This is a genomic window from Candidatus Kapaibacterium sp. (assembly GCA_025059875.1).
In the GTDB taxonomy this organism is placed as follows: domain Bacteria; phylum Bacteroidota; class Ignavibacteria; order Kapaibacteriales; family HRBIN21; genus HRBIN21.
In genome coordinates this window covers 426656-440805 of sequence record JANXCT010000001.1, presented here as the reverse complement: position 1 = coordinate 440805, position 14150 = coordinate 426656, and the positions used below count along the sequence as shown (strand labels likewise).

The window sequence follows — 14150 nt, the reverse complement described above, 5'->3', positions numbered from 1 at the left end:
CTACTAATACCTCGACCATCCCTCAGCCCGCCGGTGACGGTCAGATACCCACTACGTCTGCTTCCTCGGTGCTACAGAGTACGGCCACGGCTCCGGAATCGCCAAGAACATCAGTGCACTGCCCATGAGGGCAAGGTTCTTGAGGAACTGAACCATTTGCATCATTCGCTGCCCCGGATCTTCGATCGCCCAGAAATCATGCATCCAGAACGTCACCGGTAGGAAGAAGAGCACGAGCGCCAATACCCCAATGCGGGTATACACCCCCAGCAGGATACTCAAGCCGCCGATCAAGAGTAGCAACCCCGAAACGATAACGGCCAACATCGGCGCTGGAACCCCCTTGGCTGCGGCATACTCCGACAGTGGGCCTGGGGCGAAGACCAAATGATTCAGGGCGTTGTAGAGATAGTACCCGCCAACCACAATCCGACCGATGAGCACGAGGACGTTCATTGGAGCACCTCAAATGAGTTGGACATACCGCAAAAACCCTTCGGAAGCTCTCTTCAGAATGTTTTGCCCAAGAGAAGGAACCCCTCCCCGGAGCAGCGCATCTGCGTCTCTTGTAGACTTGAAGTTCGTTGCAAAGCTGTCGAAGAGCCCAACTCCTCTATCCCCACACTCCATGCCCTTGAGCAATCCCTGGAGACCATCTTCACAGTACCGACCCACCGTACAACCGAATCGGCTCCTGCCACGGCTTTCCTACTGCTAGCACCCATCGGGCATCCTGCACCGCAGTGCAGAAGAGCTGTTCCTCGCCACGAATGACTGTCCCTTCAGCAGTCCGGAGGGGCACATCGTTGAGCCGGATCTCACCTTGGAGTACGTAGGCAAACCCCTGCCATCCCGATGGCAGCATATGCCAGTACCGATGGCCCGCAGAGAGGCGCACAGCAAAATACTCTACGGGGGTGTGAAGCCGGATTGGAGAAGAGCCACCGACGATCCAACAGCGGTGTACGCCATCACGTGTCTCCCACGCCAACTGCGGCACTGCTTGGTATGATGGCTCGATCCCTTTCAGAGCTTGCGGCAAGACAATCCAGAGCTGGAGACCATGGACCCGGTCACCGACAGGATGTTCGGCATGTACGATTCCGCTACCTGCTGTAAAGCGCTGTGCTCCACCGGCCAGTACGGTGCTGTCGTTACCTAAGTTATCACGATGCCGGAAACCGCCTTCCATGAGGTAGGTAACGACCTCAAGACCACTATGGGAGTGGTCGGGAAAGTGAGCTGGAGGTACGACATGGAACTCATCGAAAAGCACAAACGGATCAATCGTGCGTTGCTGTAGTGTTGGGAAGAGCCGCCTCACTTGGGCCCCTTGGCCTTCGTGCCGCCGTGTTGAGGGAATCCGCCGAATCACGACTAGGCAGCATGTAGGGGACATATCCACAACGGATAAGAGAAGTGCTGCGCTGTCGCGTTCAACCGAATCTCTAGATGGTAGCTTCGCTTTCCTGCCTCTGTGAAGTCGGCTGCAAAGAGGGCCTCGGTACAGCAGGAGACCGTTGGCTGGGCCAACTTTAAGAGTCGCTGCAGCTCAGCACAAAGCATGCTCCTCGGCAGGCAAGTTCTTAGAGCAGGAGCAAGTGCATGTGAGCTTCAAAGGTGCCTACACGATTCCGGCAATGTACCATGGAACTGCTCATCAGCGGCCACAAATTTACTTTCTCTGCCTCAGCCTCACGAGCCGCTTTCATGAAGAGACACGGCTCTTGCTAATTTTGGGCCGGCATACCTAAGAGAGGACCAACTGTCTATGGAAATCGGCATCGTACGGGAACAGGCACACGGCGAGCGACGAGTTGCCCTAACCCCTGAAGTCGTCCAGCGACTGTGCCAACAAGGCTACAAGGTTGTCGTACACCAAGGTGCTGGCGAGGGAGCACACTATTCCGATGCAAGCTTCCAGAGTGCAGGGGCTGAAGTAGTCCCATCTGCCGCAGAGGTAGTCGGCCGAGCCGATGTCCTCCTGCGCCTCCACATGCTGACAGAGGCGGAGATTGCACAATTGCGAGAGGGACAGGTCTTGATCGGTATTCTCCAAGCCTGGCGCTACCCTGAGCGGCTGGAGCTACTCCGAAAGCAGAACGTTACTTGCTTCGGCTTGGAACGGATACCCCGAATCTCGCGGGCACAGGGCATGGACGTGCTCTCCTCTATGGCTTCGCTTGCGGGATACAAGGCTGTCATCGTTGCCGCGGAACGCTTTGGGAAGCTACTGCCGATGATGGTAACGGCTGCAGGCACGATCCCACCGGCACTGGTGCTCGTCATTGGGGCTGGAGTTGCTGGCTTGCAAGCGATCGCTACGGCCCGTCGGTTGGGGGCCCGTGTAGAGGCTTACGATATCCGTCCCGCCGTTAAGGAGCAGGTCGAAAGCCTTGGTGCCCGCTTCCTGCCGATTACGCTGGAAGTGGACGCCGTTGAACAACGCGGCGGTTATGCGCGCGAACTCCCTGAAGAGGTCCAGCGTCGCCAACGGGAAGCCTTAGCAACCTACGTGGCCCGGGCAGATATCGTCATCACCACGGCGGCCGTTCCTGAACGCCCTGCTCCTCGGCTGATCACCGCCGAAATGGTAGAGCGGATGCAACCTGGCAGCGTCATCATTGATCTGGCAGCGGAAACTGGCGGGAACTGCGAGCTGACCGAGTTAGGAGCGTGGAAGGAGCACAACGGCGTGGCTATTTACGGCCCGCTGAACCTTCCTGCTACTATCCCCATCCACGCCAGCCAGATGCTTGCACGCAACTTCGAGCAGTTCCTACGCCTACTCACCAAAGACGGGCGTCCTACGCTCCACTTCGAGGACGAAATCCTCCGGCAGACCTGCCTCACCCACGCTGGACAGCTCTATCCCTTCGCTAACGAGACAGTCTCAGCAGAGCGATAACCCAGATGACCGAGGTGCTCTTCTCCATCTTCATCTTCACACTGGCAGCCTTCGTTGGCTTCGAAGTCATTTCCAAAGTCCCTCCGACACTCCATACGCCCTTGATGTCAGGCTCCAACGCTATCTCGGGGATTACCATCGTAGGCTCGCTACTGATTGCCGGTCGTGGGGAATCCCCAGTGCTGATCCTCTTGGGCGTGGCAGCGGTGACCTTTGCGATGATTAACGTCGTCGGAGGCTTCTTGGTGACCGACCGAATGCTCCGAATGTTCCGCCCACAACGCCAGGAGGAGCGCCATGGAGGTGCTCATTAACCTGGCATACCTGGCCGCCTCAGCAAAGTTCATCATAGCGCTCAAGCGCTTGAGCTCCCCCCGAACAGCTCGATCGGGGAATCTCATCGGAGCATCCGGTATGCTCCTAGGTATCATCGCCACACTGCTGGACCGCAGCATCGTGAGCTTTGAATGGATCCTGCTCGGCGTCGTCTTAGGTTCGGCGCTGGGAGCAGGGATGGCGCTGACAGTCCGCATGACCGCCATGCCCCAGATGGTGGCACTCCTGAACGGCTTCGGGGGGGCTGCCTCTGCTCTCGTCGCCGTCGCTGAAATGGAGCGCCTTCAGCTTCATCACGGTATCGGGCAGGCCTCTGGTGTCTTGCTTGGGACGATAGAGGCTAGCGTCGTCATCGGCACAGTTACGTTTACCGGTAGCCTGATTGCTTTCGCAAAGCTCCAAGAGCTCATCACCGGCCGTCCAATTGTCTTACCCTTCCACCATGGCTGGAACGCTCTGCAGGCAGCCGCTATCGTAGTCCTCGCCGTACTCATACTGCTACAGCAGACGACATGGGCAGAGTCCACCCTGGCCGGCCTCTTCTACGCATTGCTGGCCATTTCTGCTGTGCTGGGGATTATGCTTGTCATCCCGATCGGCGGCGCGGATATGCCGGTGGTGATCTCCTTCCTGAACTCCCTCTCCGGCTTGGCCGCCGCGAGCACAGGATTTGTGCTCCACAACTACCTCCTCATCATCGCAGGCACGCTCGTTGGGGCATCGGGCTTCATCCTGACCAACATCATGTGCATGGCGATGAACCGCTCATTGCTGAATGTGCTCTTCGGAGCCTTCGGTGCAGAGGTAGTTCAGGGAGCTGCTACTGACCGCGTTGTCCGAACCACGACCGCAGAAGACGCAGCCGTCATCATGGGCTACGCACGCTCCGTCGTCATCGTCCCAGGCTACGGTATGGCAGTCGCCCAAGCCCAGCACGCTGTCAAGAAACTGGCTACCCTGCTCCAACAGCGGGGGATTGACGTGAAATTTGCGATTCACCCCGTCGCTGGCCGAATGCCAGGGCACATGAACGTACTCCTCGCAGAGGCCGATGTGCCCTACGACCTCCTCTACGACATGGAACGCATCAATCCGGAATTCGAGCACACGGACGTAGCGCTTGTCGTCGGCGCTAACGACGTCGTCAATCCAGCCGCCCGCAAGGACCCAACCAGTCCCCTTTACGGGATGCCCATCTTGGATGTCGACCGGGCCCGCACTGTCATTGTCCTCAAGCGCTCTATGAACCCTGGGTTCGCCGGTGTTGAGAACGAGCTGTTCTACCAGCCTAACACCTACATGCTCTTCGGTGACGCCCGCCGTTCACTGGAAGCAGTCGCTGAAGCTCTCAAGAGTGTATAGGGGTTCTGAGCAGCAACGGGCATGATCCTCTCAGACAAGGAGATCCTGGAGAACATCGCCAAGGGGCTGATTGTGATTGATCCTTTCCGACCTGAGTGCTTGGGACCAAACAGCTACGACGTCCACCTAGGCAAGGTGCTAGGCATATACGTCGACGAGGTGCTGGATGCACGTAAGCCAAATCGGATAGAGCTCTTTGAGATCCCCGAGGAGGGCTATGTCCTCCAGCCGAACATGCTCTACCTCGGCGTCACTGAGGAGTACACGGAGACGCACGCTCACGTCCCTTTCTTAGAAGGAAAGTCCAGCGTCGGACGCCTTGGAATTGACATCCACGCCACTGCTGGCAAGGGAGATGTGGGGTTCTGTAACTACTGGACCTTGGAGATCTCCGTCAAGAAGCCTGTCCGCATCTACGCTGGGATGCCGATTGGGCAGCTCATCTACTTCGAGGTCAAAGGTGAGGTGCTCAACCCCTACAATCGCCGCCCGAGTTCCAAGTACCGCGAGAAGAAACCTGTCCCGATCGAATCCATGCTGTGGAAGGCCTTTCTCTGACGCTACGGTAGCTGCCAAGGGATATCGGCTGCATAATTTTGTGCGGTCAGAGCTCAAGCGGAGCTGCAATGAAGGAACACCGACCGCACGATGAGATCGCCTTCGTGGAGCGTGTGCAGCAAGTCCGGCAAGCGAAAATCCTACGCCAATTGCTGGACCGCGATGTCAGTGTCCTCTTCGAAGACCCACTGGAGAACGACCTCGTCCTCAACATGGGGCCACAGCATCCAGCAACCCATGGAGTCCTGCGAGTATTGCTCCGGCTGGATGGGGAGACGGTCGTCAAGTGCGTGCCCGAATTGGGGTACCTCCACCGTGGCTACGAGAAGCTGGCGGAGAACATCACCTACCACGAATTCATCCCGCACACTGACCGGCTGGACTACATTGCTCCGATGTCGAACAACGTTGCCATTGCGCTGGCGATAGAGAACGCCTGTGGCATCGAAGCTCCACCACGAGCCCAGTGGATCCGAGTCCTGGTTGCCGAGTTAGCGCGAATCTCCTCGCACCTGCTGGCAATGGGCGCCACCTGCATGGACGTTGGCGCAATGACCCTGTTCCTCTGGACCTTCCGCGAGCGAGAGAAGCTCTACGACATCTTCGAGCTCATCTGTGGGGCCCGTTTCACAACGAGCTACACCCGTATCGGAGGCGTTGCGAACGACGTTCCACCAGAAGCCTTCGCGAAGATTCGAGAGTGGCTGGACCAGTTCCCCCACGAGCTGGCCTACTTTGAGAAGGTCGTACACCGCAACCGCATCTTCATTGAGCGCCTAGCAGGGGTTGGGTACATCTCGGCCGAGAAGGCAATCCAGCTCGGACTGACGGGCCCATCGCTGCGAGGCTCCGGAGTACCACGCGACTTGAGGCGCGATGAGCCATACTTGGTCTACGACCAACTGGACTTCGAAGTCATCACCTACCCCGACGGAGACTCATGGGCGCGCTACATGGTGCGTATCCAGGAGATGAAAGAGAGCGTCAAAATCCTACGGCAAGTCCTAGAGAAGATGCCGCCCGGGGAGGTTCTGGCCCACGATCCCCGCTTCGTCCTTCCCCCAAAGGAGCGGGTCTACACGCGCATGGAGGAACTCATCAACGACTTCATGCTCATCAACTTCGGTGCTATGCCTGAACCAGGCGAGACATACACAGCGATCGAGAGTCCGAAAGGCGAGTTGGGCTTTTACATTGTCTCCGACGGTACTGGCCAGCCTTGGAAGCTGAAGATCCGCTCCCCATCGGCGGCCAACCTGCAGGCACTGCCATACCTCTGTGAGGGCTCCATGGTAGCTGACGTCGTTGCTATCATTGGCTCTATCGATCCGGTGATGGGCGAAGCTGATAAATGATCCCACTACGGGAACGGACGGCCCAACGCCGTGATAGGATCGCAGAAGTCCTGCACCGTCGTCAACCCGATCTGACCGTCGTACTCGAGAACGTTCATGACACCCACAACGTCTCAGCAGTCCTCCGCACGTGCGATGCTGTGGGAGTCCTGGAGGTCTACTTAGTCTACACGGTAGATCCCTTCCCCGAAATCAGCCATCGAACATCCGCCAGCGCATATAAGTGGCTAATCCTCCGACGCCACAGAGATATCGCCACATGCTATGCTGCACTCCGTTCCCAGGGCTACCGAATCTGGGCAACAGCTGTCCGCTCAGAGGTCCCTTCGCTCTACAGCCTAAATCTCACGTTACCGACAGCTCTGGTCTTCGGGAATGAGCATCGCGGGGTTTCCGAAGAGGCTCTGGAGGCCGCTGATGGGGTCTTCTGGATCCCACAGGTAGGGATGGTGCAGAGCCTCAACATCTCGGTTGCCTGCGCCGTTGCACTCTACGAGGCCTTTCGGCAGCGCTGGTTGGCTGGGATGTACGAGCAGCCACGCCTCCCACAAGAGCTGTGGGAAATGCTACTCCAAGAGTTTCTCCAACGGTAGCACTCTGATGCCACGCCTCTGCATCGCAGGGCATCGCCACTGGAGCGAGCATGCCGGCGGAGTCGAGCTGCAGACTCGCTTCCTCGGCGAGGCTCTCCAACACTACGGTTGGGAGGTCGTCTACCTCTGCCACAGCCTGCAGGGAAAGCAGGGCTGGGAAGACGTGGCTGGCACGCCTGTCTATTGGCTGCCGCTTTACCCTTATGGCTGGGCTGTCCCGCAGAAGGAGGTGGAACGAGTCCTCGAAGAGGTACAGCCAGAAGTCCTCTACCAGCGAGGCTGGGGCACACTCCAGGAGAGCGGATCCGTCCTTTCGTTTGCCTTACGCCGAAAGATCCCGTATGTTTTCGCCATCTCTTCGGATGCGCTGCTTCGATGGCGATTTCCAACCACACGAGCATTTACTCTTTACCGATACCCTCGGTGGCGTTCATGGCTGCTGCTCCCATACGCCCTCTGGTCAGACGCCCGACTCCATCGTCTTCTCCGCAAAGCACCGTATATCTTGGTACAACACGAACAGCAGGCCTTATGGCTACGCCAGCGGTATGCGCGCATAGGACTCCTCGTCCGCACGCTCCATCCGGAACCGCTACGCTCGCCAGAGAAGCACCCCACCCCCCTAGTGGCCTGGATTCACAACTATCGTCCCCACGCCCAGCTCTCGTCGGCTCTTCGAATCGCCACAGCGCTCGCCGAGAGGGCAGAGTTCCACTTCGTCACTGGAGCTACTCGCCGGGAACAGCTTCACGAGCTCCGTCGTTGGCGCTCCCTGCCGAAAACTCTCCTTTTCTACGGTGCCCTACCAGTTGAGGACGTGGAACGGCTGCTGGAGCGTGCATGGGTTCTACTCCATACGGGGCTCTACGAGGGCTTCCCCAACACTTTCGTCCAAGCCTGGTTGAGAGAAACTCCGGTGTACTCTCTTTGGGTGGATCCTGCAGAGGTCATCACTCGCCATGGCTTAGGGTTCTGTGCTCGAGGGGACTTGACCTTGCTACAGCGAGAGCTGGAAGATGCTCTCAACCACCCAGAAGACCTTCGAGCACTTGGGAAGCGGGCACGCCAGTATGCAGAGTCACGCCACGGGCTTCGGCACAACTCCTACCAACTCCACCGCCTCTTTGAGGGTATCCGCATAGGCCTGTCAACCGAAGAGCTCCGCTGCCTATGGGCCAACGGCTACCGAGAGTAGGCCGAAAGGCGAAAGCACTGCTCCGCGCCCTACTGTGTCGCTTGGCAAAAGCTAGGCCGCTGACCCGAGAGGAGCTCCAAAGTCGATGGCGGCATGCCCGCCGGGTACTCCTCCTCTGCGGCGCCGGACTCGGAGACGCTCTCATGGCCACTCCACTGCTGCTCGCTCTGCAACAGAGTCGTCCGCAAAAAGAGACCGCCGTCGTAGCCTCGGAGCGAGTGGCAGCAGTCTTCGCGCCCTTTCGTGTGCGCCTCTTCCAGTACCGCGAAGGCACTCTCGGAATCTTGACACTCCCCTGGGTGCTGTGGCGCTGTTGGAGCTTCAAGGCTGATGTCTTCCTCGGTGCACAACCCGCAAATACACTCCGACACTCTCTCATTGCTGCCATTAGCCAAGCTCGACTCCGGGTGAAGCACGCTTTTCCACCAACGACCGAGCCAGAGCGAGATCTTTCCTGCATTTACCACCACCTCCTCCCCCTCCAACCGAGCCGCCACCGCGTGGAGGCGAATCTGGACCTGCTCCGCATCCTTGGAGAGCACATCCCTGAGGGCAGCCTCCGTCCTTCATATCCCGTCTCGAATGCAGCTCATCCAAGAGTGCAGCAGCTCTTCCCTAGAGCCCAACTGGTAGCACTCCATCCAGGTAGCGGTCGGGCGGAGAAGCGATGGGGGGATGAGCAGTTCATCGCTGTTGGGCGCTGGCTGCAAGCACAAGGGTATACGCTTGTACTGCTTGGGGGCCGTGAAGAGCAGGGATTGGCAAGAACGCTTGCGCAGGCTCTCGGTCCTGCTACTATCAACATGGCCGGGAAGACCTCTGTGCCTGAGACTGCTGCCATCCTCAGCCGTTGCCGTCTCCTCGTCTGCAACGACTCCGGGCTTATGCACTTGGCGGTTGCCGTAGGAACGCCCGTAGTGGCTATCTTTGTGAGTACGGATCCGTGCCATATCGGCCCGTATTCTCCAAAGGCCGTTGTGGTCGGTGGCGACAGAGGTTCTCGGCCAACGGTTGAGGGAGTCCTTCAAGTACTCCAGCAGTGCCTTGAAAGCTGAAGTGCAGCATGGTAGGCTACGGGCCGATTCGCTGGAAGGTGCAGATTCGGGACGTCACCTTTGGACGGAACGTCATCGTCGTCGAGCCAGTTAACCTCTACGAGTGCTTCATTGACGACGACTGCTTCATCGGCCCCTTTGTAGAAATCCAGCGCGGAGTCCGAATTGGCAAACGCACTCGCATCCAGTCGCACTCCTTCATCTGTGAAATGGTCACTATCGGAGACGACTGCTTCATCTCGCATGGGGTCATGTTCATCAACGACACTTTCCAAACGGGCGGCCCAGCCCCCCGCGGGTGCCGAGACTTGCTGAAACCCACGATCGTCGGCAACCGCGTCGCGATCGGCACGAACGCAACGATTCTGCCCGTCAGGATTGTAGATGATGTCGTTATCGGAGCTGGAGCGGTGGTGACGAAGGATATCTTAGAGCCTGGCATCTACGCTGGGAATCCTGCCCGTAAGCTGCGCGACCTATCTCAGCAGGTATAGCGATGCATGTTCAAGTCCCCTTCGTCGACCTCCCAGCTCAGTACGCTCGTATTAAAGCAGAGATCGATGCTGCAATCGCACAGGTCCTTGCAGACGCTGCATTCATTCGCGGCAAGTATGTTGAGGAGTTCGAGCGCGCCTATGCTGAAGCTCACGGCGTTCGTCACTGCATTGGGGTTGGTAACGGCACCGATGCCCTCCACATTGGTCTCCGAGCACTAAGAATCGGCCCTGGTGATGAAGTCCTCGTCCCTGCTCTGACGTGGATCTCTACAGCCGAGGCAGTCTCCCTGACAGGCGCCCGACCCGTCTTCGTAGACATCGAGCCCGAGTACTACACCATAGACCCACGCCACGCAGAAGCCAAGATTACGGAGAGGACCAAGGCTATCATCCCAGTGCACCTCTATGGGCAGCCAGCAGATATGGACCCTCTGCTGGAATTAGCTCAGCGGCACGGGCTTTCCATCCTGGAGGATTGTGCTCAAGCACATTTCGCTCGCTACCGTGAGCGTCTGGTGGGAACCTTTGGGGCACTAGCAGCCTTTAGCTTCTACCCCAGCAAGAACTTAGGAGCCTTCGGAGATGGCGGAGCGCTCTTGACAGACGACGATGCTCTTGCCTACTTTGTCCGCATTTTCGCTAATCATGGCTCATTGACGAAGCACGAGCATGAGATCGAGGGCATCAACAGCCGCTTAGATGGTCTCCAAGCGGCGATCCTTTCCGTCAAGCTCCGATACATTCACCACTGGAACCAGCAGCGTGCTGAGCGTGCGCAGCGCTACGCCGAACTCCTGGCAGACGTTGAAGAGCTAGCTCTACCGCGTATCCGCCCCAACTGCACCCATGTCTTCCATCTCTTCGTCGTCCGTACTCTTCGACGAGACGAACTGCAGAAATTCCTCGCTGAGCGTGGAATCCAAACCCAGCTCCACTATCCCCGAGCTCTTCCCTTCGTGCCGGCATACCAGCACTTCAGGCATCGCCCTGAGGATTTCCCTATCGCTTGGCAATACCAACAAGAGTTGCTCTCTTTACCCCTGTATCCGGAGTTGACCGAAGAACAGCTCCGCTACGTCGCAGACGCGATCAAAAGCTTCTTTGCACATCAGCGGCAGTCCATCGTACGTCCATAGCCGCCGTGGTGCATACCAAGAGTTGGTACTACTCCTTGGAGGAAGCCCCTATGAAGCTCGTGTTCTCACTTGCCGTCGTTACCTTCATAGTCTGGGCTAATGTTGCGTTTGCCCAGATCCATTTAGGGGTCGGCCTCTGCTTCGGTAGCGACATCGAGAAGCCCGGGATCGACCTTCGAGGCTACTACGGACTCTCCCCCACCTTACGCCTGACTCCGAACTTCCACTATTTCTTCACTGAGTCGGGGACGAGCTTCTGGACAATTGACCTCAACGCCCACTACATCTTCTACGAGCACCGACGTCAGCAACGCGCTTACGGGCTCTTTGGTCTCCAGTATGCTCGTAGAGATATTGGCTTCGAAACTGTCAGCGATTCCGAGATTGGTCTCAACGTCGGCATTGGAGGCGAAACGCGGGTAGATTTCGGCGCTATTTTCGGCGAGATCAAGTTTGTGCTCGGTGGAGCCGAGCAGCTGGTCATTGGTGCTGGGCTGCGCTTTTCGCTATAGGGTTCAGAACCACGTAGCTTCCAGGAAAGCCGTAATTTTGTGGTAGCTCCGTTGGGGGTGCTTCGCCTTTCTGGGGCGAGGCTGAGAGGATACCCTTCGAACCTGATCCGGGTAATGCCGGCGTAGGGAAAACGGAGCAGCCCAGAGAACCTCTCTGTTGCTGCAATCCCCCCTCTCATGGCCTCCCTACAGCAAGCACCTCCACACGGTGAAAGCACGTTGTGTAACACACGTGTGGAGGAGACGAGATGGTTCGGTCCACCGCAGGTGTTCTTGCTCTCTCCGTCCCTTTAGTCCTCGCTTATGCCCAGCAGAGAACAGAGAACCCAGAGGACACACTCCGCTTGTACCAGCTACCGGCCGTAACCGTGACCACAACCCGAGCTGAGGTGGGGAGGAGCCCCGTACCGTTCGCTGAGGTTACACGAGCAGAACTTGCCCAGCGGTATACGGCCCAAGACCTCCCAACCCTCCTCAACACACTCCCGTCCGTGCTCGTATGGTCCCAGAACGGCAACCAAATCGGCTACTCCACCCTTGTTATGCGAGGATTCGACCAACGCCGGATTGCTGTACTCATCAACGGGGTGCCGCAGAACGACCCGGAGGACCACAACGTGTACTGGATTGACCTCCCAGATCTGGCCGCCAGTATTGGCTCCATTCAGGTCCAGCGTGGAGCTGGAGTAACGAACTACGGTGCTGCTGCCATCGGAGGCAGCATCAACATCACCACCTCCAACTTTCTCACAGGGCGCTTGGTACGCATCAGCATCGGCAACGGCTGGCAGCAGTTCGGTGCTGGCGGGCGGACGACGTTCCAGCCTACAATCCAGCGCTACGCATTCGAAGTCTCCTCTGGGCTCATTGAGGGGCAATACGCCGTCTATGGACGCATGGCCCGCATCAACTCCTGGGGCTATCGGGACCAGAGCTGGGCAGAGCTGAACAGCTACTTCCTCAGCGGGGCCCGCTTCGACGAGCGTCTCACTACGCAGATCAACATCTACGGTGGGCCCATAGCCGATGGGCTGACGTACTACGGCATTCCTAAGGAGCACATCAAGGACCTGACACTCCGCCGCAAGAACTATGCCTGGTGGCAATACGATAGCACCTACCGTCAAATCGTTTTCGCCATAGAACGCCGTCCCAACGAGCTGGAGAACTTCTCCCAGCCACACTACGAGTTGCTCAACGACTGGCGCATCACCGACGACTTGGAGCTGAAGTCCGTGCTCTTCTACTACACCGGTGACGGCTTCTTTGACTTCGATGGATCGTGGGCTGACGCTCGGACGCTACGGCTGACCAGAGAGTATGGTTGGGACCTCCCCGATACCGTCTACCCGCGCAATGCCATCATTCGGGCATTTGTGGGCAACCGACACGGTGGGTGGATCCCTCGACTACTATGGCGACACACTGGTGGTGAGCTCCTGATTGGGGCCGAGGTGCGACTGCATCGCTCCGTGCATTGGGGTAAGGTGCGGTACGCCGAACTCCTGCCGACGAACTTCGACCCCGAGTATAAGATCTACTCTTACGAGGGCATTCGCGACATCTTCTCCGTATTCGCCCGTGAACAGTACGAACTCCGCCCACAGCTCCTGCTCAATCTCGAAGGGCAACTCGTCCACCACAGCTACCGCATCCGCAACGAGAGGGCCGGAGGCCGACCTACGCAGTACCTAACCCGATCGGGCGATACGGTGAGGGGCACTGGAACCCTATTCGACGTGCGCTACACTTTCTTCAACCCCCGCGTCGGGCTCCTATGGCGCTTCGGCACAGGGCATGAAGCCTTCGGCATGGTAGGGTATACTTCTCGCGAGCCACGGATGCGGAATCTCTACGCTGCCGAAGATTCCTACTTCGGAGCCCGACCCTTGTTTGAGGCTGACACCGTTGGTGGCGTCATTCGTTACGACTTCTCTAAACCACTGATCAAGCCCGAGCGGATGCTGGACATTGAGCTAGGGTGGCGCTACCGATCCGAGCGTCTCGCTGCCTCTGTCAACGCCTTTTGGATGGAGTTCTTCGACGAGCTGGTCAAGAGTGGACGCGTCGACGTCTTCGGAGTCCCGATTGACGGGAATGCACCACGGACACGCCACATTGGAGTGGAGATTGAAATCCTCGCAGAGCTCCTCCGGCTTCCGGATGGGAGCTCTATAACCGTTGGGGGCTCCGCAACGCTAAGCCGCAACCGCATTGTGGAGTATACTTACTACAGCGGCACAAAGGCCTTCTCGCTCAATGGAAATCCAGTAGCGGGATTTCCCGAGGTTCTTGCTTCTGGAGTGCTCCGTTACCGGATTGGTCAGCTCGAGGCCCAACTCACAGTCCGGCATGTGGGCAAGTTCTATTCGGACAGCTTTGGAGAGAAGCTGGCTGAATACGCTGCCCAGGACCCAACGATTGCCGACTACCGGGACAACGTTGTCGACCCCTACACGGTTGCCGACTTAGACGTGCGCTGGCGACTCTCGAACGTTCTGGGACTCCAGGGGATCGTTCTCCGCCTACAGGTCTCCAACCTCTTCAACGCCCTCTATGCTGCTGGCGCCGAGGGGCGCCACTTCTTCCCAGGCGGGGAGCGCCTAATCTTTCTTGGAGCAGACCTGGAGCTCTAGCGTAAGC

14 protein-coding genes and 1 riboswitch are annotated in these 14150 nt (G+C 58.1%); of the genes, 12 read left to right on the top strand and 2 right to left on the bottom strand.

The genetic code is table 11. The annotated features are described in order from the left end of the window. Positions 1-51: 51 nt before the first annotated feature. Positions 52-456: a DoxX family protein gene (locus NZ960_02035; GenBank protein MCS7176396.1), complete on the bottom strand. Its 405-nt coding sequence runs from the start codon at positions 454-456 to the stop codon at positions 52-54. Positions 457-658: 202 nt separating this feature from the next. Beyond that, the gene (locus NZ960_02030) at positions 659-1375 is read right to left on the bottom strand and encodes a pirin family protein (GenBank protein MCS7176395.1); all 717 of its coding nucleotides are present in this window, start codon (positions 1373-1375) and stop codon (positions 659-661) included. A gap of 396 nt (positions 1376-1771) precedes the next feature. On the opposite strand from NZ960_02030, the gene NZ960_02025 reads away from it, so the two are divergent. The 12 genes from NZ960_02025 (at position 1772) to NZ960_01970 (ending at position 14143) form a co-directional block, all read left to right on the top strand. Next, the gene (locus tag NZ960_02025; protein MCS7176394.1) at positions 1772-2908 is read left to right on the top strand and encodes a Re/Si-specific NAD(P)(+) transhydrogenase subunit alpha; all 1137 of its coding nucleotides are present in this window, start codon (positions 1772-1774) and stop codon (positions 2906-2908) included. A gap of 5 nt (positions 2909-2913) precedes the next feature. Beyond that, positions 2914-3222, top strand: a complete 309-nt coding sequence (locus NZ960_02020) for an NAD(P) transhydrogenase subunit alpha (GenBank protein MCS7176393.1) — start codon at positions 2914-2916, stop codon at positions 3220-3222. Beyond that, the gene (locus NZ960_02015; protein MCS7176392.1) at positions 3206-4606 is read left to right on the top strand and encodes an NAD(P)(+) transhydrogenase (Re/Si-specific) subunit beta; all 1401 of its coding nucleotides are present in this window, start codon (positions 3206-3208) and stop codon (positions 4604-4606) included. The genes NZ960_02020 and NZ960_02015 overlap by 17 nt, the downstream gene beginning before the upstream one ends. 21 nt (positions 4607-4627) lie before the next feature. After that, the gene (gene dcd / locus NZ960_02010; protein MCS7176391.1) at positions 4628-5164 is read left to right on the top strand and encodes a dCTP deaminase; all 537 of its coding nucleotides are present in this window, start codon (positions 4628-4630) and stop codon (positions 5162-5164) included. Between the two features lie 68 nt (positions 5165-5232). Beyond that, entirely contained in the window at positions 5233-6519 is a 1287-nt protein-coding gene (gene nuoD / locus NZ960_02005) for an NADH dehydrogenase (quinone) subunit D (GenBank protein ID MCS7176390.1), read from the top strand. Further along, complete coding sequence (locus NZ960_02000; GenBank protein ID MCS7176389.1) at positions 6516-7112, top strand: RNA methyltransferase; 597 nt, start codon at positions 6516-6518, stop codon at positions 7110-7112. The genes nuoD and NZ960_02000 overlap by 4 nt, the downstream gene beginning before the upstream one ends. Positions 7113-7119: 7 nt before the next feature. Next, positions 7120-8307, top strand: coding sequence for a glycosyltransferase family 4 protein (locus NZ960_01995; GenBank protein MCS7176388.1), 1188 nt, complete (start codon positions 7120-7122; stop codon positions 8305-8307). 143 nt (positions 8308-8450) lie between these two features. Then, the gene (locus NZ960_01990) at positions 8451-9362 is read left to right on the top strand and encodes a glycosyltransferase family 9 protein (GenBank protein ID MCS7176387.1); all 912 of its coding nucleotides are present in this window, start codon (positions 8451-8453) and stop codon (positions 9360-9362) included. An 8-nt stretch (positions 9363-9370) separates the two neighbouring features. Continuing rightward, positions 9371-9856, top strand: coding sequence for an N-acetyltransferase (locus tag NZ960_01985; protein MCS7176386.1), 486 nt, complete (start codon positions 9371-9373; stop codon positions 9854-9856). Between the two features lie 2 nt (positions 9857-9858). Next, positions 9859-10995, top strand: coding sequence for a DegT/DnrJ/EryC1/StrS family aminotransferase (locus NZ960_01980; protein ID MCS7176385.1), 1137 nt, complete (start codon positions 9859-9861; stop codon positions 10993-10995). A gap of 50 nt (positions 10996-11045) precedes the next feature. Further along, positions 11046-11507 carry a hypothetical protein gene (locus NZ960_01975; protein MCS7176384.1) on the top strand — a complete coding sequence of 154 codons (462 nt, stop codon included), beginning with the start codon at positions 11046-11048 and terminating at the stop codon, positions 11505-11507. 43 nt (positions 11508-11550) lie between these two features. Next, positions 11551-11654, top strand: a riboswitch (TPP riboswitch). Positions 11655-11755: 101 nt separating this feature from the next. Further along, the gene (locus NZ960_01970; protein ID MCS7176383.1) at positions 11756-14143 is read left to right on the top strand and encodes a TonB-dependent receptor; all 2388 of its coding nucleotides are present in this window, start codon (positions 11756-11758) and stop codon (positions 14141-14143) included. Positions 14144-14150: the final 7 nt, after the last annotated feature.